The 19,109-nt window shown below is 67.3% G+C and carries 17 protein-coding genes; 9 read left to right on the top strand and 8 right to left on the bottom strand.

Going from position 1 to position 19,109, the window contains the following annotated elements; genetic code table 11:
* Nucleotides 1-50: 50 nt before the first annotated feature.
* Nucleotides 51-1,370 carry a Na+/H+ antiporter family protein gene (locus tag QMX82_RS06300; RefSeq protein WP_208693556.1) on the bottom strand — a complete coding sequence of 440 codons (1,320 nt, stop codon included), beginning with the start codon at nucleotides 1,368-1,370 and terminating at the stop codon, nucleotides 51-53.
* 301 nt (nucleotides 1,371-1,671) lie between these two features.
* Here QMX82_RS06300 and QMX82_RS06295 point away from each other — a divergent pair, with 301 nt between their 5' ends.
* Nucleotides 1,672-1,956: a hypothetical protein gene (locus tag QMX82_RS06295; RefSeq protein ID WP_133862013.1), complete on the top strand. Its 285-nt coding sequence runs from the start codon at nucleotides 1,672-1,674 to the stop codon at nucleotides 1,954-1,956.
* Between the two features lie 699 nt (nucleotides 1,957-2,655).
* Here QMX82_RS06295 and QMX82_RS06290 read toward each other — a convergent pair.
* From QMX82_RS06290 to xylA, 4 genes are all read right to left on the bottom strand, one after another.
* Complete coding sequence (locus tag QMX82_RS06290; RefSeq protein WP_282281549.1) at nucleotides 2,656-3,792, bottom strand: sugar ABC transporter permease; 1,137 nt, start codon at nucleotides 3,790-3,792, stop codon at nucleotides 2,656-2,658.
* The gene (gene xylG, locus QMX82_RS06285; protein WP_208693554.1) at nucleotides 3,792-5,348 is read right to left on the bottom strand and encodes a D-xylose ABC transporter ATP-binding protein; all 1,557 of its coding nucleotides are present in this window, start codon (nucleotides 5,346-5,348) and stop codon (nucleotides 3,792-3,794) included. Before xylG ends, QMX82_RS06290 begins: the two co-directional genes overlap by 1 nt.
* A 63-nt stretch (nucleotides 5,349-5,411) precedes the next feature.
* On the bottom strand, nucleotides 5,412-6,413 hold the full coding sequence (gene xylF / locus QMX82_RS06280) for a D-xylose ABC transporter substrate-binding protein (protein ID WP_059229005.1): 1,002 nt from the start codon (nucleotides 6,411-6,413) through the stop codon (nucleotides 5,412-5,414).
* Between the two features lie 115 nt (nucleotides 6,414-6,528).
* Nucleotides 6,529-7,845, bottom strand: a complete 1,317-nt coding sequence (gene xylA, locus QMX82_RS06275; protein ID WP_282281548.1) for a xylose isomerase — start codon at nucleotides 7,843-7,845, stop codon at nucleotides 6,529-6,531.
* Between the two features lie 184 nt (nucleotides 7,846-8,029).
* On the opposite strand from xylA, the gene QMX82_RS06270 reads away from it, so the two are divergent.
* Nucleotides 8,030-9,283, top strand: coding sequence for a XylR family transcriptional regulator (locus QMX82_RS06270; RefSeq protein ID WP_208693552.1), 1,254 nt, complete (start codon nucleotides 8,030-8,032; stop codon nucleotides 9,281-9,283).
* On the opposite strand, the gene QMX82_RS06265 is transcribed toward QMX82_RS06270, so the two are convergent.
* Complete coding sequence (locus QMX82_RS06265) at nucleotides 9,265-9,795, bottom strand: Dps family protein (protein ID WP_158890586.1); 531 nt, start codon at nucleotides 9,793-9,795, stop codon at nucleotides 9,265-9,267. The genes QMX82_RS06270 and QMX82_RS06265 overlap by 19 nt on opposite strands.
* Before the next feature lie 373 nt (nucleotides 9,796-10,168).
* Between QMX82_RS06265 and QMX82_RS06260 the strand changes: the two genes are divergently transcribed.
* Genes QMX82_RS06260 through QMX82_RS06250 form a run of 3 tightly spaced genes read left to right on the top strand, consistent with a single transcriptional unit; the run spans nucleotide 10,169 to nucleotide 12,263 of the window.
* Complete coding sequence (locus QMX82_RS06260) at nucleotides 10,169-10,882, top strand: hypothetical protein (protein ID WP_282281547.1); 714 nt, start codon at nucleotides 10,169-10,171, stop codon at nucleotides 10,880-10,882.
* On the top strand, nucleotides 10,879-11,292 hold the full coding sequence (locus QMX82_RS06255; protein WP_208693551.1) for a phage holin family protein: 414 nt from the start codon (nucleotides 10,879-10,881) through the stop codon (nucleotides 11,290-11,292). The genes QMX82_RS06260 and QMX82_RS06255 overlap by 4 nt, the downstream gene beginning before the upstream one ends.
* The gene (locus QMX82_RS06250; protein WP_282281546.1) at nucleotides 11,289-12,263 is read left to right on the top strand and encodes a DUF3618 domain-containing protein; all 975 of its coding nucleotides are present in this window, start codon (nucleotides 11,289-11,291) and stop codon (nucleotides 12,261-12,263) included. The genes QMX82_RS06255 and QMX82_RS06250 overlap by 4 nt, the downstream gene beginning before the upstream one ends.
* A 96-nt stretch (nucleotides 12,264-12,359) precedes the next feature.
* On the opposite strand, the gene QMX82_RS06245 is transcribed toward QMX82_RS06250, so the two are convergent.
* A complete protein-coding gene (locus QMX82_RS06245) occupies nucleotides 12,360-12,512 on the bottom strand; it encodes a hypothetical protein (RefSeq protein WP_017639863.1) in 153 nt (50 codons plus the stop codon).
* Between the two features lie 68 nt (nucleotides 12,513-12,580).
* Nucleotides 12,581-13,561, bottom strand: coding sequence for an aldo/keto reductase (locus QMX82_RS06240; RefSeq protein ID WP_133862019.1), 981 nt, complete (start codon nucleotides 13,559-13,561; stop codon nucleotides 12,581-12,583).
* 112 nt (nucleotides 13,562-13,673) lie between these two features.
* Between QMX82_RS06240 and QMX82_RS06235 the strand changes: the two genes are divergently transcribed.
* The 4 genes from QMX82_RS06235 to QMX82_RS06220 all read left to right on the top strand — a co-directional run bounded on the left by QMX82_RS06235 (nucleotide 13,674) and on the right by QMX82_RS06220 (nucleotide 19,087).
* On the top strand, nucleotides 13,674-14,624 hold the full coding sequence (locus QMX82_RS06235; RefSeq protein ID WP_282281545.1) for a LysR family transcriptional regulator: 951 nt from the start codon (nucleotides 13,674-13,676) through the stop codon (nucleotides 14,622-14,624).
* A 33-nt stretch (nucleotides 14,625-14,657) separates the two neighbouring features.
* Nucleotides 14,658-16,391 (top strand): OPT/YSL family transporter, encoded by a 1,734-nt coding sequence (locus tag QMX82_RS06230; protein WP_282281544.1) that lies wholly within the window; start codon nucleotides 14,658-14,660, stop codon nucleotides 16,389-16,391.
* Between the two features lie 220 nt (nucleotides 16,392-16,611).
* Complete coding sequence (locus tag QMX82_RS06225) at nucleotides 16,612-17,892, top strand: MFS transporter (protein WP_208693547.1); 1,281 nt, start codon at nucleotides 16,612-16,614, stop codon at nucleotides 17,890-17,892.
* A 136-nt stretch (nucleotides 17,893-18,028) separates the two neighbouring features.
* Nucleotides 18,029-19,087 carry a haloacid dehalogenase-like hydrolase gene (locus QMX82_RS06220; RefSeq protein WP_208693546.1) on the top strand — a complete coding sequence of 353 codons (1,059 nt, stop codon included), beginning with the start codon at nucleotides 18,029-18,031 and terminating at the stop codon, nucleotides 19,085-19,087.
* Nucleotides 19,088-19,109 lie beyond the last annotated feature (22 nt).

The raw sequence follows: 19,109 nt of genomic DNA, 5'->3' as shown, positions 1-19,109 counted from the left end.
GGCCTTGGACCCGCCCGGCCGGGGCTTTGCGCCCGGGCGGCAATCGCCGGTTACAGCAGCAGCACCGCCGCCCAGCCGAACAACAGCATCGGCAGGCTGAAGTGCAGGAAGGACGGCACCACGGTGTCCCAGATATGGCTGTGCTGGCCGTCCACATTGAGACCCGAGGTGGGGCCCAGGGTGGAATCCGAGGCTGGCGAACCCGAGTCGCCCAGGGCGCCGGCGGTGCCGATCAGGCAGACGATGGCCAGCGGCGAAAAGCCCAGGTGCAGGCACAGCGGCCCCAGGATGGCGGCGAGGATGGGCACGCTGGAAAAGGACGAGCCGATGCCCAGGGTCACCAGCATGCCCAGCAGCAGGAGCAGCAGCGCGCCCAGGGCGCGGTTGTCACCGATCAGGCCGGCGGCGGTGGCGGCCAGGTCCTTGATCTGGCCGGTGGCGGTCAGCACCTCGGCGAAGCCGCCGGCGGTGAGCATGATGAAGCCGATCACCGCCATCATCTTCGCGCCTTCGCTGAACAGCTCGTCCGCCTCGCGCCAGCGCACCACGCCGGTGGCGGTGAAAACCACGAAGCCGACCAGGGCACCGAGGATCATGGAGTCCAGCCAGAGCTGCACGCCAAAGGCGGCGATCACGGCGACCAGCGCCACCAGCAGGGTGCGGCCGTTGTAGGGGCGGTCGGCCCGCTCGGTGCGGGCGACCAGACTGAGGTCGTAGCGGCGCGGCCGGCGATAGCTGACAGAGACCGCCAGCAGCAGGCCGACCACCATGCCCAGGGCCGGCAGCAGCATGGCGCGACTGGGGTCCACGCCGCTGACGTCCACGCCGGCGCGGGCGACGCTGGCCAGCAGGATGTCGTGCAGATAGAGGCTGCCGAAGCCCACCGGCAGGAACATGTAGGGGGCGATCAGGCCGAAGGTCATGACGCAGGACAGCCGCCGGCGATCCAGCTCCAGGCGCGTCAGCACATAGAGCAGCGGCGGCACCAGCAGCGGGATGAAGGCGATGTGGATGGGCAGGATGTTCTGCGAGGCGATGGACACCGCCAGCAGCAGACCGAGCAGCGCCCAGCGCAGCGAACGTCCGCCCTGGCTGGCCTGCCGCTCCATCAGCGCCAGGGCGCGATCGGCCAGCATGTGCGCCAGCCCCGACTGGCTGATGGCCACGGCGAAGGCGCCCAGCAGCGCATAGGAGAGCGCCACCTTGGCGCCATTGCCCAGGCCGGCATTGAAGGCCAGCAGGGTGCCTTCCAGGCCCAGGCCGCCGACCAGGCCACCGGCCACCGCCCCGGCGATCATCGCCACCACCACATGCACCCGGGCCAGACTCAGTATCAGCATGAGTCCTACCGCCACCACCACCGCATTCATCGCCGACTCCGCACCACCAAAAGGGCGCGCACTCTGCCGCAGCCCGGCGCGGGCGTCAAAGGCGCGGGATGGATGGCGCGGCGTCCCGCGTGTCCACAGCAGCCGGGCCGGACTGCGCCTGGAACCCTCCCGGTGGGGACTGCGGGTCGCGGCCGCGGGACAGCCGGCAGGCGTTCCGCCGCCGAGCGATCCTGCGTGCAGGACAGCTTCATGCCCACGCCAGCGCTCTGGAATGAACCTTTCAGCGCCTGGGGGCGTCTGACGCGGACGCTTCCCCGGTCACGCCAAGGATGAACGGCCCATGCAAGACGCCATCGACATGTTGATCACCGCCTTCAGTCCGCACTCCTGCCTGGCCGTCCCGCGGCGCGCCGATCGCACCCTGCTGTTCACCGTCACCGACACGGCCCGTGCAGTCACGGTCACCAAGGCGATTCCCCTGTGCAGCCTGGAATGCACGGCCACCCTGGCCACGGTGATCAAGGATCTGCAGCGCGATCTCGACCGGGCGCTCGGCACCCTCAGCCCGGCAAGCCTCGCCGACCTGCGCCAGCGTGGTCCGCGGGTGCAGCGGTTCGAGAGTTGAGGGGAGTTGGCCGCGGGGATTGAGCGTTGGCTGAGTCGCCCTCACCCCAGCCCTCTCCCTGAGGGAGAGGGGCCGCTACGGCGTGGAGAGGTAGCTCTACCGTAAGGTGGATGACGGCGCAGCCTCATCCACCGCAGATCCCGAGCCTGCCAGTGGAAAAGGCCTGGCGGTTTTCCACGCTACGGACGGAGCTTGCCGGAGAGCGTGAGTGTTGGCTGCGCGCCCTCACCCCGGCCCTCTCCCTGAGGGAGAGGGGGTCACCTGGAGTGAAGGGGTGGCACTGTCGTGGGGTGGATGGCGGCGCAGCCTCATCCACCGCAGATCCCGAGCCAGCCAGTGGAAAAGGCTCCGCGGTTTTCCACGCTACGGACGGCGCTTGCCGGAGAGCGTGAGTGTTGGCTGCGCGCCCTCACCCCGGCCCTCTCCCTGAGGGAGAGGGGGTCACCTGGAGTGAAGGGGTAGCACTGCCGTAGGGTGGATGACGGCGCAGCCTCATCCACCGCAGATCCCGAGCCAGCCAGTGGAAAAGGCTCCGCGGTTTTCCACGCTACGGACGGAGCTTGCCGGAGAGCGTGAGTGTTGGCTGCGCGCCCTCACCCCGGCCCTCTCCCTGAGGGAGAGGGGGTCACTCGGAGTAAGGTGGGGACTCTGGCGCAGGGTGGATGACGGCGCAATCTCATCCACCCCTGGCCATGCCGCTCAGCGCCGGCTGGTGCGGGTGCTGACGTCGACCCAGACCGCCAGGACCAGGATGCTGCCCTTGACGATCATCTGCCAGTAGCTGTCCACATCGAGCATGGACATGCCGTTGTCCAGGCTGGCGATCACCAGGGCGCCGAGCAGGGCGCCGTAGACGGTGCCCGAGCCGCCACGCATGGAGGTGCCGCCGATGAAGCAGGCGGCGATGGCGTCCAGTTCGCCCATGGTGCCGGCCGAGGGCGAGCCGGCGGCCAGGCGGGCGGTGTTGACCAGACCGGCCAGGGCGCACATCACGCCCATCAGGCCGAAGATGCCGAGCTTGATCGCCTGGACGTTGATGCCCGACAACCGCGTGGCTTCCAGGTTGCTGCCCACCGCATAGATGCGCCGGCCGAACACCGTCTGGCTGGTGATGTAGCTGAACACCCCGAGCAGCACCAGCAGGATCAGCACCGGCACTGGGATGCCGTCGTAGCGGTTGAGGGTCTGGATGAAGGCCACCAGCACCGCGCCGATCACCACCACCCGCAGCACGTCGCGCCACAGCGGCGCCAGGGCGAGGCCGAGGGTCTTGCGCTTGCTGCGCTGGCGCCAGGTCAGCACCACGGCCACCGCGAACAGCAGCACGCCCAGGACGCTGCCCACCACCGGCGGCAGATAGCCCTGGCCGAGGTAGACCAGCTCCGGCGACACCGGGGCGACGGTGACGCCGCCGGTGAGACCGAGCAGCACTCCGCGAAAGGCCAGCATGCCGCCGAGGCCGACGATGAACGACGGTATCCCCCGATAGGCACTCAGGTAGCCGTTGATCAGGCCGATCAGCAGACCGCCGGCGGCCACCGCCAGCAGGGTGATCGGCAGGGGCACGTGGTAGGTGACGTCGAGTATCGCCGCCACCCCGCCGAGCAGGCCGAGTTGCGAGCCCACTGAGAGGTCGATCTCGCCGGCGATGATCACCAGCACCATGCCGCAGGCGAGGATGCCGGTGATGGACATCTGCCGCAGCAGGTTGGAGAGGTTGCGCGGGGTGACGAAGCCGCCTTCGGTCTGCCAGCTGAAGAACAGCCAGATCAGGGCCACGGCGATCAGCAGGGCGAGCATCTTGTAACGGGTGAACAGCTGTTTCACGGCGTGCATCAGAAGTGCTCCCGGGCTTGGGCGACCGCCCGTTCGGTGGTGCCCAGGGCCGCGGCCAGTACCCGCTCCTGGGTCAGATTCTCATTGGGGAAATCGCCGCGCAGCCGGCCTTCGCCGAGCACCAGTACCCGGTCGGAGACGCCGAGCACCTCGGCCAGCTCCGAGGAGACCATGACGATGGCCACGCCCTCCGCCGCGAGCAGGCCGATCAGCCGGTAGATCTCGAACTTGGCGCCGACGTCGACGCCGCGGGTGGGCTCGTCGAGGATCAGCACCTTGGGTCGCGCCAGCAGCATCTTGGCGAGTACCGCCTTCTGCTGGTTGCCGCCGGAGAGGCCGGTAATGGGCAGGAAGGGGCTGCTGGTCTTGAGTTGCAGCCGGGCGATCTCGGTGTCGATGCAGGACAGTTCCGCCTCGCTGTCGATGCGACTCAGGTGGGCGAATCTGTCCAGCACCGTGAGGGTGATGTTCGAGCCCACGCCCAGGTCGGGAATGATGCCCTGGCGCTTGCGATCCTCCGGTACCAGGCAAAGGCCGGCGCGGATGGATTTCAGCGGGGTGCGGGTATCGATGCGCTGGCCATTGAGCCAGACCTCGCCTTCGTAGCGGCCGTCGTAGGCACCGAAGATGGCCGAGACCAGTTCGGTGCGCCCGGCGCCCACCAGCCCGGCGATGCCGAGGATCTCGCCGGCGCGCACGGCGAAGGAGACGTCGTCGACGCGCTTGCGCTGGGGATTGTCGACGTCCAGGCAGGTGAAGTGACGCGCCTCGAAGATCACCTCGCCGACCTGGTGGGGGATCTGCGGATAGAGGTTGGTCATGGCCCGGCCGACCATCTGGGTGATGATGCGGTCGATGTCCATCTCGGCCATGGGCGTGGTGGCGATGTGCTTGCCATCGCGGATCACCGTGATGGTGTCGCAGATGGCCGCCACCTCGTCGAGCTTGTGCGAGATATAGACGCAGGCGACGCCCTGGGCCTTGAGGTCGCGGATGATGTCCAGCAGCACGGCGATCTCGGAGGTGGTGAGCGCCGAGGTCGGTTCGTCGAGGATCAGCAGCCGGGCGTTCTTGTTCAGCGCCTTGGCGATCTCCACCAGTTGCTGCAGACCGCCGCCGTACTGGGACACCGGCAGGGCCACGTTCATGTCCGGCACCTTGAGCCGGCGCATCAGCTCGGCCGAGCGCTGCAGCATGGTCGGATAGTCCAGCCGCCCGCCGAAGCGACGCGGTTCGTGGCCCATGAAGATGTTCTCGGCCACGGACAGATCGGGTACCAGGGTCAGTTCCTGGTGGATGATGACGATGCCGGCCGCCTCGGATTCGGCGATGGACTGGGCTTCCAGCGGACGCCCGTCCCAGCGGATCTCGCCTTCCCAGGTGCCGTGGGGATAGACCGCCGACAGGACCTTCATCAGGGTGGACTTGCCGGCGCCGTTCTCGCCGCACAGCCCTACGCATTCGCCCGGACGCACCTTGAGATCGATGCCGTCCAGCGCCCGCACCCCGCCAAAGCTCTTGGCGATGCCGTGCATTTCCAGCAGATAGTCGGCCATGGCCGCTCCTTGCCCAGGGGCCGCCCGACGCCAGGCGTCAGACGGCCAGCCGGTGGCCAGTGGTTATTTGCCGTCGATCTGGGCCTGGGTGTAGAAGCCGTCCTTGACCAGCAGGTCGACGTTGGCCTTGGTCAGCTCGGTGGGGGTGAGCAGCAGGGTGTCGACCTTCTTGGTGCCGTTGTCGTAGCTTGAGTTGAAGGCCGGCTTCTCGTTGCGCACCAGTTGCACCGACAGCTTGGCCGCCTCGGAGGCGATCAGCTTGAGCGGCTTGTAGACGGTCATGGTCTGGGTCCCGGCGATCACCCGCTTGATGGCCGCGAGGTCGGCGTCCTGACCGGACACGGCGACCTTGCCGGCCAGCTTCTGCGCGGCCAGGGCCTGAATGGCGCCGCCGGCGGTGGCGTCGTTGGAGGCGACGATGCCGTCGATCTTGTTGTCGTTGGCGGTCAGGGCGTTCTCGACGATGGCCAGGGCCTCGGTCGGGTTCCACTCCTTGACCCACTGCTGGCCGACGATCTTGACGTCGCCCTTGTCGATGGCCGGCTGCAGGACCTTCATCTGGCCCTGGCGGAGGATCTTGGCGTTGTTGTCGGTGGGCGCGCCGCCGAGCAGGAAGAAGTTGCCCTTGGGCTGGGCCTTGAGCACGCCACCGGCCTGCATCTCGCCGACCTTCTCGTTATCGAAGGAAATGTAGGCGTCGATGTCGGCGTTGAGGATCAGGCGGTCATAGGAGATCACCTTGACCCCGGCCTTCTTGGCCTCGGCCACCACGTTGTTCAGCACCGTGGCGTTGAACGGCACGATGACGATGGCATCCACGCCGCGAGAGATCAGGTTCTCGATCTGCGACAGCTGGCGCTGCTCGTTGGCGTCGGCGGATTGCACATAGACCTTGGCGCCGAGTTGCTCGGCGGCGGCGACGAAGTAGTCGCGGTCACGGGCCCAGCGCTCCAGGCGCAGGTCGTCGATGGAGAAGCCGATCTTGGGATGCTGGGCGTCGGCCTGGGCGAAACCGGTGGTGCACAGGGCGAGCAGACCGGCGAGCAGGGTCGTCTTGAAATTCATGGTGGCGTCCTTGGTTATTGTTGTTGTGGAGCGAGAGAACGGATTTGAGTGTAACGATTCAGCGCGCTTGCACAAGCGGGTCGGGCAGGCTTTTCTGCCGACCCGCTCGCGATCGCTAGCGGTACAGGTAACGGTTGACCACGCCTTCGAGCAGCTCCTGGCGACCGCTCACCGGCTGGGGCGCCAGACCCTGGCTGAAGGTGTGCTCGGCCAGTTGTTCCAGGCTCAGCTGGCCACCGAGGATGCGCTGACCGAGGGTCTGGTCCCAGCCGGCATAACGCTCGGCCTTGAAGTTGCCCAGGGGATCGTCCTGCAAGAGCGCCGCGGCGCGTTCCAGCGACAGCGCCAGGGTGTCCATGGCCGCCACGTGGCCGTGGAACAGGTCGACGTCGTCCAGGCTCTGGCGCCGCACCTTGGCGTCGAAGTTGAAGCCGCCGCGGGTGAAGCCGCCGCCCTTGAGGATCTCGTAGATCGCCAGGGTCATTTCCTCGACGCTGTTGGGGAACTGGTCGGTGTCCCAGCCGTTCTGCGGATCGCCACGGTTGGCGTCGATGCTGCCGAACACGCCGAGGGCCACGGCGCTGGCGATCTCGTGCTGGAAGCTGTGCCCGGCGAGGGTCGCGTGGTTGGCCTCGATGTTGACCTTGATCTCCTTCTCCAGCCCGAACTGCTGCAGGAAGCCGAAGACGGTGGCCACGTCATAGTCGTACTGGTGCTTGGTGGGCTCCTGGGGCTTGGGCTCGATCAGCAGATCGCCCTGGAAGCCGATGCGGTGCTTGTGCTCCACCACCATGCGCATGAAGCGGCCGAGTTGGTCGCGCTCGCGCCTAAGGTCGGTGTTGAGCAGGGTCTCGTAGCCTTCGCGGCCGCCCCACAGCACATAGTTCTCGCCGCCCAGGCGGTGGGTGGCGTTCATCGCCGTGCAGACCTGGGTGGCGGCGCAGGCGAAGACTTCCGGGTCAGGGTTGCTGGCGGCGCCGGCGGCATAGCGCGGGTGGCTGAAGCAGTTGGCGGTGCCCCACAGCAGCTTGAGGCCGGACTCGCTCTGGTGGCGCTCCAGATCGTCCACCAGGCGAGCGAAGTTCTCGCGGTACTCGGTGAAATTGGCGCCTTCGGGGGCGACGTCGGTGTCGTGGAAGCAGTAGTAGTCCACGCCGAGCTTGCTGAAGAATTCGAAGGCGGCGGTGGCCTTGGCGCGGGCCTGCTCCAGGGGCGAACCCGCTGCCTGCCAGGGCCGCTGGAAGGTGCCCTGACCGAAGACATCGCTACCCGGCCAGACGAAGGTGTGCCAGTAGCAGACCGCCATGCGCAGGTGCTCGCGCATGGGCTTGCCCATGACCAGGCGGTCGGCTTCGTAGTGGCGGAAGGCAAGCGGAGAATCGCTGTCGGGCCCGGCGTAGCGGACTTTCTCGACATTGGGGAAATAAGCCATGGCGTTGTCCTTGTTCTTATCTGTCGCACCCGATACGGCGTACCGGTTTGCGTCGATGGTAGCGCCGCCACCCAGGCTGCCTATTGTGAAAATCACCAGAGCCAGGTGCGATTTTGCCGCTTGAGAGGAGGGCTCGCCGGTCGTAGTCTGGAGCCCCGCCCGCGCCTCCTGCCGGAACCCCGCCATGCCCAGCCAGCCGCCCGTCCACCGCGTCGCCCTGCTGTTCAACGGCAGCAAGATCTATGACAGAGGCATCCTCACCGGCATCGGCAACTACCTGAGCGGCACCCGGGCGCGCTGGGATCTGTTCCTGGAAGAGGACTTCCTCTGTCGGCTCAAGGGCATCGAGCGCTGGCAGGGCGACGGCATCATCGCCGACTTCGACGACCCGGCAGTGAGCGCCGCCCTGGCCCACAGCGCGCTGCCGGTGGTGGCCGTCGGCGGCTCCTACGCGGCCCCGACCGACTACCCGCCCGGCATTCCCTACGTGGCCACCGACAACGCCGCCCTGGTGCGCCTGGCCTATGACCACCTGATCGAATCCGGCCTGACCCGCTTCGCCTGCTTCAGCCTGCCCGCCGCCGACACCAATCGCTGGGCCGGCGAGCGCGAGGCGGCCTTTGCCGCCCTGCTCCGTCGCGACGGCCTGCCGGTGGAGATCTATCGCGGCCTGGAGACCAGCGCGCCGCTATGGGATACGGCGGTGGAACAGCTGATCGCCTGGCTGGAAGCCCTGCCCAAGCCGGTGGGCATCCTCGCCGTCACCGACGCCCGGGCGCGGCAACTCCTGCAGGCCTGTTTCACGGCCGGCATCCCGGTGCCGGAACAGGTGGCGCTGGTGGGCATCGACAACGATCCGCTGGCGCGCACCCTGACCCGCGTGCCCCTGACCTCGGTGATCCAGGGGACCGAGGCCATCGGCCGGGAAGCGGCGCGACTCCTGCACCAGCGCCTGCACGGCGTCGAACTGGGGGCGCCACGGGTGCTGATCCCGCCGGAGGGCATCAACGTCCAGGCCTCCAGTCGCCACCAGCCGGTGCGGCATCCCCAGGTGATGCGCGCCCTGCACTTTATCCGCCAGTACGCCTGCCAGGGCATCAAGACCGAGCAGGTGGCCAGCTATGTCGGCATCTCCCGCTCGGCCCTGGAGACGTCCTTTCGCCGCGAACTGGGGCGCAGCGTCCACGACGAGATTCTCGGCTTCAAGCTGGCCGCCGCGGCCGTGGCGTTACAGGAAGAGGCCCCGAGTCTGGCCGAGGTCGCCCGGCGTTGCGGTTTCACCTCGGCGCAGTACCTGCACGCGGTGTTTCGCCGGGAGTTCGGCTGTACCCCGCGCCAGTACCAGCAGCAACCCCGCGTCCTGGCGAGCGCCCATGAAAAAGCCCGTCCGGAGACGGGCTTTCAGGTAGCTGCCGCGGCTTATTTGCCGACGGTCTGACCCAGGAACCAGGCGCGTTCTTCGGCCTGGTCGATCCACTCTTCCAGCAGGCTGGTGGTGGAGACGTCATTGGCGTCGTCGGTCAGGGTGTGGGTGGTGCGCATGTAGGCTGCCAGCGACTGGTTATCGTCATGCAGCTCGGTCAGCATCTGGTCCGCCGACAGATCGGTGGCATCGCTGCTGGCCAGGCGCTTGAGTTGCACCATCTGCTCCAGGGAGCGCACGGTGGGCTGGCCGATCTTGCGGGCACGCTCGGCGATCAGGTCGGTGATGCCGTACAGCTGGGCAGCTTGCTCGTCCAGCAGCAGGTGGTAGTCGCGGAAGTGCGAGCCCTTCATGTGCCAGTGGTAATTCTTGGTCTTGATGTACAGCGCGAAGACATCGGACAGCAACACGGCCAGGGCTTCACCTACGGCCTGCTGGTTCTGCAGGGTGGCGTCTTCGCCCTGATGGGCCTTCTGCTTGACGCTGGAAACGGTCTTGAGTTCTTGCTTGGCATTGGCAACGGCCATGAGAGATCTCCTGTCAGGACGTGAAGAGAAAAAGGGGTTCGCCTAGTTGGCGCGAACATCAACGTCTGCAGAAATCGACCGCACCAGACGAAAAATCGTTCATCGAATTTGCCTATCGCCACCCTGGGCATGACGAATGGTTGCCCCTGTTGCGACTGCGTTTCATTGCCCACCCCAGAGGCCTTCCCCTGCCGCGGCCGTTGCGCTTGTAGCTACCCCCGTAGGTAAAACCGTTTGTCTGCTTTGCCGCCAAACCGACGCCGCGTGAGAACTGCTGCTCATTGCGCCCGGTCACCTAAAAGGCAAGGCACACGAACGGTCGCCGAGAACTCTCTGCCGGCCACGACAAGGTTCTGCCCACAGGTACCCGCGTATGACGACGCCCCTCAATTCCGCTCAGGGACAACCCTCGCAGACCAAGGACGGTGCTACGGCAGAGGCCCATCTGCACGACCTCAAAGAGGTCGCCCAAGACACGGTGCAGGATGCCAAACAGGAAGGTGCTGCCCAGTACGAACACTATCGGGACACCGCTGCCGACCAGCTCGGTGCCCTTGCGCAAAGCGCCCAGGCGGCCGCAGACGAACTGGAAGACAAGGACACCCTGGGCCTGGCGCACTATGTCAGCGACATGGCGCAGAGCCTGACCGGCCTGGCCGAGGATCTGCGTGGCAAGAGCGCCGAGCAGTTGCTGCACCAGGCCGGCACCCTGGCGCGCGACAATCCGGCCCTGTTCCTGACCGGCAGCATTGCCATCGGCTTCGGCCTGTCGCGTTTTCTAAAGGCCTCCACCCAGCCGGACACCGGCAGCCATTCCCGCGTCAGCGGTCCCGACGAGATGCCCTCGCTGACCACGCCCGCGGTCGCGGCGGAAAACGAACTGGTGGAGCCGGCGGCCGGTGCCGACGTCATCCACACCAACAACATTCCCAAGAGGCCCGACCTCCATGCGCCGACCACCACCGGCAGTGGCGACCCCCTCGGCGGTGCGGCGATCAATCCGGCGCGTACCGGCAGCAGCCTGAACAGCGGCACCTCATCCAGCCACCTGGATCGTCCCACCCTGAGCGGAGACAAGCAGCCATGATCAACGAGAATCCCACTCCGCGTTCTCCCGAGGGCGATACCTCGGTCGTCGGCCTGGTCAAGCAGCTGGTCCACGAGGTACCGGCGCTGTTCACCAAGGAACTGGCGCTGGCCAAGGCCGAACTGGGCGAGTCGCTGCGCACCACCAAGGCCGGTGTGGCCGGGGTCGCGGCCGGCGCCATCGTGCTGCTAGCCGGCTTCATCGTGCTGCTCATGGGCATCGTCTATTTCCTCTCCCAGTACCTCACCCCCTGGGCCGCCGCCCTGCTGGTGGGCGCCGTGGTCATGGTGATCGGCTTCATCATGCTGCAGTCGGGCAAGAAACAGTTCGAACCGTCCCACTTCACCCCTGATCGCACCGTCAACAGCCTGCAGAAGGACAAGGACGCCGTACGGAGGGCCGCACAATGAGCATCACCGATCAGATCGATCTGGAATCCAGAAAGAATCCCGAAGAACTCGAACGCGAGATCGACCAGAAGCGCGAGCGCATCGAAAACCTGGTAGGGGCCCTGGAAAGCCAACTGTCACCCGGTCAGCTGTTCGATCAGGCGTTGTCCTACACCAAGGGGCACGGCGGTGAATTCGCCCACAACCTGGGCAACACCCTCAAGGCCAATCCGGTGCCGGCCGTACTGACCTCGGTGGGTTTGCTGTGGCTGGCGCTGGGGCAGAATCGCACGCCGGCTCCTGCCACGACGGGCACCCCGCTCAAGGACAGGTTGTCCGGTGCGCTGGACTCGGTTGCCGGCAGCGCAGGCCATACCCGCGATTCTCTGAACCGTGGCAGTCACGACGTGCGCGACAAGGTCACCGGGCTGGGCGAGAGCGTATCGGCCAAGGCCTCCGAGACCGGGGAGCGGCTGACCGATAGCGCGGCTCATGCCAAGGACGCCCTGGCCGACCAGGCGCAACAGCTCAAGGGTACCTTCGAGACCCTGCTACGCGAACAGCCGCTGGTGGTCGGTGCGCTGGGCATCGCCCTTGGCGCCCTGCTGGGGGCCTCGCTGCCGCGTACCGAGACCGAGGATCGCGCGCTGGGCAAGCACAGCGACAAGCTCACCACCAAGGCCAAGCAGGCGGCCAGCAGAGGCTACGAGCAGGTCAAGGCGGCGGGACAGGACGTGGCGAAGGACGCGCGCCAGGCCAGTCCTGACAGGCGCCAGCCAGGCGGTGCAGGGGTTTCGTCCAGCGACCTGGGTAACGATCCCGATGCCGGGGTCGAGTCGATGGCCGGCTCACCCGCCGCAGGCACTGGCAGTACCCTGGGGTCCACCCAGGCGACCGCGGGCATGAATGTCGGTCGTACCGCTGTTCAGGGCAATACGCCTGGTGCGGTAGGCGACGAGAGCGGCATGGCAGCCCCGCCACGCAGCTTCTGACCGTACTGGCTGCAGGGGTCAGCAGAGCACCCCGGCGACAAAAGCAAAGGCGCACCGGTCTGAACCCGTGCGCCTTTGCTTGTTTCAGCGCCCGCCTCAGTAACCCGGATCCGGATTTTCCTTGGGCTGCTCGGGGCGCTTGTCGTTCTGCGGGCGCTGTTCTTCACCGCCCTGATTGAGTTCCTTGTGGGTCTCGCCGACCTTGCCGGCGTTTTCCGGCTTATGGTCGAGATCGTCGCGCTTGGCCATGATGCTCACCTCTTGTGGCTGAGTACCTTAGGCAACGGGGCGGCGCCAGGGTGCCCCGCCCGCACTGATCAACGCAGGGGCGGCGCCATGAACTCCGGCCCCACCGGGTCCTTGACGTGCTCGGCGAGGATGGCGTCGATGGCGGTCAGGTCCTCGGCGGACAGCTGCCAACCGAAGGCTTCGTCGAGGCCCTGCAGTTGCTCAGGCTTGCGCGCGCCCCAGAGGGCGATGGTCGGCCCCTGGTCGAGGATCCAGCGCACCGCCAGGGCCAGCATAGACTTGCCATGGCGCTCGCGGGCAAAGGCGGTCAGGGCCTCCACCGCGGCCAGATACTGGGCGAAGCGCGGGGCCTGGAACTTGGGATCGCCCTGGCGCAAGTCGTCGCCATCGAATTGCGTCTGGGCATTCATGCGCCCGGACAGCAGGCCGCGGCACAGCGCGCCATAGGCCAGCACCACCAGGCCATGGCGCTGGGCGTAGGGCAGCACGTCGGCCTCGATGGCGCGTTCGAAGAGGTTGTAGGGCGGCTGCACCGTGGAGGGGTTGGCGAACTGGCGGAAGGCCTCCAGTTGCTCGGGCGAATAATTGCTCACACCGATGGCGAGGATCTTGCCCGCCTGCCGCAGGCGCTCCAGTTCGCGCGCGGTTTCCTCGTGGGGTACCTGGGGATCGGGCCAGTGCACCTGATAGAGGTCGATGCGATCGGTACGCAGACGCCGCAGGGAGTCTTCCACCTCCTGGCGAATGCGGGCCGCGCTGGCATTGCGGCGCACCTCTTCGTTGGGCCACTCCAGGGCTACCTTGGTGGCGATCACCGCCTGGTCACGGATGCCCTCCAGGGCCTTGCCGACGATTTCCTCGGAACGGCCAAAGCCGTACACCGGCGCGGTGTCGATCAGGTTGATGCCGCCCTGCACGGCGCCACGGATGGTCTCGATGGAGCGGGCTTCGTCGGTACCGCCCCACATCCAGCCACCGATGGCCCAGGTGCCGAGGGCGATGCGGGAAACGGGGGTATCGATACCCGGGATACGTAGGGTTTCAGTCATGGAAAGCTCCAGGCGGCAACGCCAGTTGGAAGGATCAACCTTGTGAGGCTAATTCAAAAGGCGTTGAATAGGGCTCAACGAACGCTTGACCCTTATCGCGCGAGGATTGTGCATGCCTACCCTGAATCGCGGCGAACTGGCCGATCTCAATGTCTTCGTCGCCCTGGTCCGGCGGCGCAGCTTTCGCCAGGCCGCCATCGAACTGGGCGTCACCACCTCGGCGCTGAGCCATGCCCTGCGCCAGCTGGAGACCCGGCTGGGGGTCAAGCTGCTCAATCGCACCAGTCGCTCGGTGGTGCCGACCCTGGCCGGCGCGGCGCTGGTGGAAAAGCTCGAACAGGGTTTCGCCCTCATCGGCGAGGCCCTGGGCGAGCTGGACCAGCACCGCGACGCCCCGGTCGGGCGCCTGCGCCTGAGCGTGCCGCGCGATGCGGCGCGGCTGCTGCTGACCCCTACCCTGCCCCGGCTGCTGGCCGCCTATCCGCAGTTGCAACTGGACATCAGCGTCGAGGATCGCCCGGTGGACATCGTCGCCGACGGCCTCGATGCCGGCATCCGCTATGGCGACACCGTGCCCCAGGACATGGTCGCCCTGCCGCTCACCGATGAATTGCGCTGGATCGTGGTGGGCGCCCCCGCCTACCTCGACCGTCACGGCCGACCGCAGCAGCCGGAGGAGCTTGCCGAGCATCGCTGCGTGCGCCTGCGGCTGGGCAACGGCGCCCTCTATCGCTGGGAGCTGGGCGGCGGCGCCACCACGCGGACGATCGACGTGCCCGGCCCGCTCACGGTCAACGAGACCGAGACCTCGATCCAGGTCGCCCTCGACGGCCTGGCCCTGGCCTATTGCCTGGAATGGCGGGTGGCCGACGAATTGCGCGACGGACGCCTGGAGCAGGTGCTGCCCGACTGGGCCTCGCCCGGCGCGCCGCTGTGCATCTACTACCCGAGTCGGCGCCAGCCGCCACCCGGCCTGCGCCAGTTGATCGAGGCCCTGCGCCAGACCTGGACCGGGCGCCACCCTGAGGGCGCGAACCAACCGCCGCGCCCGGGGGTCCCCTGACCACGCCATGATCGCCTGACCGAGGAGGCCCTCTTGCCCACTGCCAACGCCGCCGCAACCGACCTGCCGCTGCCCGTGGAGCGCGAACTCAGCCCCCGGGCGCTGCTCACCGGGGCGCTGCTGGGCATCCTGCTGACCCCGGCCAATGTCTATGCCGGCCTCAAGATCGGCTGGTCGTTCAACATGTCGATCATCGCCCTGCTGGTGAGCTACGGCCTCTGGCACCGCCTGGGTCGCCGCCTGCAGCAACCGGGCTGGACGCTGCACGAGAGCAACATCAACCAGACCGTGGCCTCGGCGGCCGCCAGCATCGTCTCCGGCGGTCTGGTCGCGCCCATCCCGGCCTACACCCTGCTGACCGGCCAGCAATTGCCGACCCTGCCGCTGATGGGCTGGGTGTTCGCGGTGAGCTTTCTGGGCATCTGGGTGGCCTGGTATCTGCGGCCCCTGCTGCTGGCCGATGCCAGTCTGAAATTCCCCGAGGGCCTGGCCACCCTGGAAGCGCTGCGCCAGGTCTATGCCAGCGGCGCCGAAGCCCTGACCCGCCTGCGGGTGCTGCTGGGCGCCCTGGCGCTGTCGGCGGCGGTCAAGCTGGTGGACAGCTTCGCCTGGACGCTGCCGCGGGCCGCGCCCTCGCCCGCCCTGGAACGCCTGACCTTCAGTTTCGATCCCTCGCTGCTGCTGCTCGGCTTCGGCGGCATCATCGGCCTGAGGGTCGGACTGTCGCTGCTGCTCGGCACCCTGCTGGCCTGGGGCGCGGTGGCGCCCTGGCTGCTGGCCAGCGGTGTCGCCGCCTTGCCGGCCGGCGCCAGCGGTCCGCAATACGCCTTCCTGGTGCAGTGGCTGCTCTGGCCAGGGGTGAGCCTGATGGTCAGCGCCACCCTGGCTGCGCTGGCCGTGCGGCTGATCACCCTGCCCCGCGCCGAACGCCGTCGCCAGGGCTGGCAGCGGCCCCGCGCCTGGCCGCTGGCGCTGCTGCTGGTGGCGGCTCTGCTGGTGGTGGTGCTGCAGGTGCGGCTGTTCGGCATAGATCCCTGGCTGGCGCTGCTGGCCCTGCCCCTGGCGCTGTTTCTCGCCGCCATGGCCGCGCGGGTGGTCGGCGCCACCGGCATCCCGCCCATTGGCGCCATCGGCCAGCTGTCGCAGCTGACCTTCGGCCTGGCCGCTCCCGGGCAGGTCAACATCAACCTAATGGGCGCCAATACCGCAGGCGGCGCGGCGGGCCAGAGCACCGACCTGATGAACGACTTCAAGGTCGGCCAGGCCATCGGCGCCACCCCGGCCAAGCAGGTGGTCGCCCAATGCCTGGGCATCGCCCTGGGCGCGGTGACCGGGGTGCTCACCTACCGCCTGCTGATTCCCGATCCCCAGGCGCTGCTGCTCAGTGCCGCCTGGCCGGCACCGGCGGTGGCCCAGTGGAAGGCGGTGGCGGAGACCCTGACCCAGGGCCTGGGTGCCCTCGATGGCGCCATGCGCCTGGGCATCGTCCTGGGCGCCCTGGCCGGCTTGCTGCTGGGCCTGGCCGAGGCCCTGCTACCCAACCGCCGCGCTCACTGGCTGCCCAGCTCGGCGGCCCTGGGGCTGGCCTTCATCCTGCCGGCCTCGGTGGCGCTGATGATGACCCTGGGCGCCCTGCTCACCGCCTTGGTGCGCTGGCGGGCGCCGGGCCTGGCCGAGCGCTTCGCCCTGGCCGCCGCGGCCGGCCTCATCGCCGGGGAAAGTCTGGCCGGGGTCGGGGCGGCGTTCTGGCAAATGCTTGCCACCTGAACTGCGACAACGTGTCAACTGGACAATAATTTCCAGACGTAATGTCGCGAACCTTTCAATAACCTTTCAAACCCATGAAATTCGGGGGTTCCGGTCCGATTCAGCTTGCCAGCGCGCTTTTGCAACACATAAGGTTACAAATAGCGCGACCCACCCGCGAGAGGTCTGGGCGCCCTGCGCGAGCTGTCTCCTATAACAAACTCAATCCGAGCTAGCAGTCATGGCCACCACCTCGAAAGCCAAATCCGTTTTCCGCGTCGTCAGCGGAAACTTCCTCGAAATGTACGACTTCATGGTCTATGGCTTCTATGCCACGGCCATCGCCAAGACGTTCTTCCCCGGCGACAACGAGCTCGCCTCCCTGATGCTGTCGCTGGCCACCTTCGGCGCCGGCTTCCTGATGCGCCCCCTGGGGGCCATCTTCCTCGGCGCCTACATCGATCGCCACGGCCGTCGCCACGGCCTGATCGTCACCCTGGCGATGATGGCCCTGGGTACCCTGCTGATCGCGGTGGTGCCGGGCTACGCCACCCTGGGCGTCGCCGCACCGCTGCTGGTGCTGCTCGGCCGCCTGCTGCAGGGCTTCTCCGCTGGCGTCGAACTGGGCGGCGTGTCCGTCTACCTGTCGGAAATCGCCACCCCCGGTCGCAAGGGCTTCTTCGTTTCCTGGCAGTCCGCCAGTCAGCAGGTCGCGGTGGTCTTCGCCGGCGTGCTGGGCGCCCTGCTGAACCACTGGCTGTCGCCCGCCGAGATGGGTGAGTGGGGCTGGCGCATTCCCTTCCTGATCGGCTGCCTGATCGTGCCCTTCCTGTTCATCATCCGTCGTTCCCTGGAAGAGAGCCCCGAGTTCGAGGCGCGCAAGCATCGGCCGACCTTCGGCGAGACCATGACCTCCATCGGCCAGAACTTCGGCGTGGTACTGGCGGGCGTGGCCATGGTCTCCATGACCACCGCCTCCTTCTACCTGATCACCGCCTACACCCCGACCTTCGGCCGTCACGAGCTGCACCTGACCGATCTGGACAGCCTGATCGTCACCGCCTGCGTGGGCATCTCCAACTTCATCTGGCTGCCGGTGATGGGCGCTCTGAGCGACCGCGTCGGCCGCCGTCCGCTGCTGATCTTCGCCACCGTGCTGGCCATCCTCACCGCCTACCCGGCGATGATCTGGCTGACCCACGCCCCGGGCTTCTCGCGCCTGCTGATGGTCGAGCTGTGGCTGTCCTTCCTCTATGGCACCTACAACGGTGGCATGGTGGTGGCCCTGACCGAGGTGATGCCGGCCCATGTGCGCACCACCGGCTTCTCCCTGGCCTACAGCCTGGCCACCGCGACCTTCGGTGGCTTCACCCCGATGGTCTGCACCTGGCTGATCCAGGAGACCGGCAACAAGGCCGCCCCCGGGATGTGGCTGACCCTGGCCGCCGTGCTCGGCCTGGTCGCGACCCTGACCCTGTTCAAGGGCAACACCCAGCCGCGCTTCAAGACCGTCACCGCCTGACAGGGCTGTCGCAGAGCGGCAGGCCGTGCCGCTCTCGCGCCCACCCAGGTCGCTCCGCGCATCGAACTGTCATGACCTTTTGCTATGGTCTAGACCAGATGACCGCATACCGCGGTCGCCGTGCCGGAGCCCGCCGATGCCCTCCCTTCCCCGCCTTCTCGCCGGCCTGGCCGGCGGTCTGCTCAGCCTCACCGCTGCCGCCACCGAGCTGACCCACTGGCCGGCCGATGCCGCCCGCCAGCTGGATGCCCTAATCGCCGCCAATGCCAACCAGGGCAACTACGCGGTGTTCGACATGGACAACACCAGCTATCGCTATGACCTGGAAGAGGCCCTGCTGCCCTTCCTGGAGATGAAGGGCGTGCTGACCCGCGACACCCTGGATCCCTCGCTCAAGCTGATCCCCTTCAAGGACGTCGGTGGCCACAAGGAGAGCCTCAACAGCTACTACTACCGGCTGTGCGAGGTCGACGACCTGGTCTGCTACCCCTGGGTCGCCCAGGTGTTCTCCGGCTTCACCCTGCAGCAGCTCAAGGGCTACGTCGACGAGCTGATGGCCTACGGCAAGCCGATCCCCGCCACCTACTACGGCAAGGACGACAAGATCGAGACGGTGGAGATCAACCCGCCCAAGCCCTTCACCGGCCAGCAGGAGCTCTATCACAAGCTGATGGAGAACGGCATCGAGGTCTATGTGATCAGCGCCGCCCACGAGGAGCTGGTACGCATGGTGGCCGCCGATCCGCGCTACGGCTATGGCGTGAAGCCGGAAAACGTCATCGGCGTCACCACGCTGCTCAAGGACCCGGCCACCGGTGCCCTGACCACCGCCCGCAAGCAGATCGCCGAAGGCAAGTACGATCCCCAGGCCAACCTGAAGCTGCAGGTCACGCCCTATCTCTGGACCCCGGCCACCTGGTTCGCCGGCAAGTACGCGGCCATCCTCACCTACATAGATCCCTGGAAGAAACCCATCCTGGTCGGCGGCGACACCCCGGTCAGCGACGGCCCCATGCTGTTCCAGGGCGTGGACGCCGCCAAGAACGGCATCCATCTGTGGATCGACCGCAAGTCCAAGTACCGCACCCAGATCGAGGCGATGATGAAGAGCAACGCCGAAGGCCAGGCCAAGGCCGGTGTGGCGGTGAACGCGGACAAGCACTGGGTGATCGTCAAACCCGAAGACATCCAGTAGGCCGGCGGCGATCGGGCGGGCT

The organism is Pseudomonas sp. PS02302, assembly GCF_029959585.1.
GTDB lineage: Bacteria > Pseudomonadota > Gammaproteobacteria > Pseudomonadales > Pseudomonadaceae > Chryseomonas > Chryseomonas aestiva.
The sequence above is the reverse complement of the archived record's forward strand: the minus strand, read 5'-3'. Positions and strand labels throughout refer to the sequence as shown.

Excerpts from the sequence above, each read along its gene's own strand:
- QMX82_RS06290 (WP_282281549.1), bottom strand. The coding sequence starts at position 3,792 with ATGCACGCCGTGAAACAGCTGTTCACCCGTTACAAGATGCTCGCCCTG.
- QMX82_RS06240 (WP_133862019.1), bottom strand. The coding sequence starts at position 13,561 with ATGACTGAAACCCTACGTATCCCGGGTATCGATACCCCCGTTTCCCGC.
- xylA (WP_282281548.1), bottom strand. The coding sequence starts at position 7,845 with ATGGCTTATTTCCCCAATGTCGAGAAAGTCCGCTACGCCGGGCCCGAC.
- QMX82_RS06245 (WP_017639863.1), bottom strand. The coding sequence starts at position 12,512 with ATGGCCAAGCGCGACGATCTCGACCATAAGCCGGAAAACGCCGGCAAG.
- QMX82_RS06260 (WP_282281547.1), top strand. The coding sequence starts at position 10,169 with ATGACGACGCCCCTCAATTCCGCTCAGGGACAACCCTCGCAGACCAAG.
- xylF (WP_059229005.1), bottom strand. The coding sequence starts at position 6,413 with ATGAATTTCAAGACGACCCTGCTCGCCGGTCTGCTCGCCCTGTGCACC.
- QMX82_RS06250 (WP_282281546.1), top strand. The coding sequence starts at position 11,289 with ATGAGCATCACCGATCAGATCGATCTGGAATCCAGAAAGAATCCCGAA.
- xylG (WP_208693554.1), bottom strand. The coding sequence starts at position 5,348 with ATGGCCGACTATCTGCTGGAAATGCACGGCATCGCCAAGAGCTTTGGC.
- QMX82_RS06300 (WP_208693556.1), bottom strand. The coding sequence starts at position 1,370 with ATGAATGCGGTGGTGGTGGCGGTAGGACTCATGCTGATACTGAGTCTG.
- QMX82_RS06265 (WP_158890586.1), bottom strand. The coding sequence starts at position 9,795 with ATGGCCGTTGCCAATGCCAAGCAAGAACTCAAGACCGTTTCCAGCGTC.
- QMX82_RS06255 (WP_208693551.1), top strand. The coding sequence starts at position 10,879 with ATGATCAACGAGAATCCCACTCCGCGTTCTCCCGAGGGCGATACCTCG.
- QMX82_RS06225 (WP_208693547.1), top strand. The coding sequence starts at position 16,612 with ATGGCCACCACCTCGAAAGCCAAATCCGTTTTCCGCGTCGTCAGCGGA.
- QMX82_RS06270 (WP_208693552.1), top strand. The coding sequence starts at position 8,030 with ATGCCCAGCCAGCCGCCCGTCCACCGCGTCGCCCTGCTGTTCAACGGC.
- QMX82_RS06220 (WP_208693546.1), top strand. The coding sequence starts at position 18,029 with ATGCCCTCCCTTCCCCGCCTTCTCGCCGGCCTGGCCGGCGGTCTGCTC.
- QMX82_RS06235 (WP_282281545.1), top strand. The coding sequence starts at position 13,674 with ATGCCTACCCTGAATCGCGGCGAACTGGCCGATCTCAATGTCTTCGTC.
- QMX82_RS06295 (WP_133862013.1), top strand. The coding sequence starts at position 1,672 with ATGCAAGACGCCATCGACATGTTGATCACCGCCTTCAGTCCGCACTCC.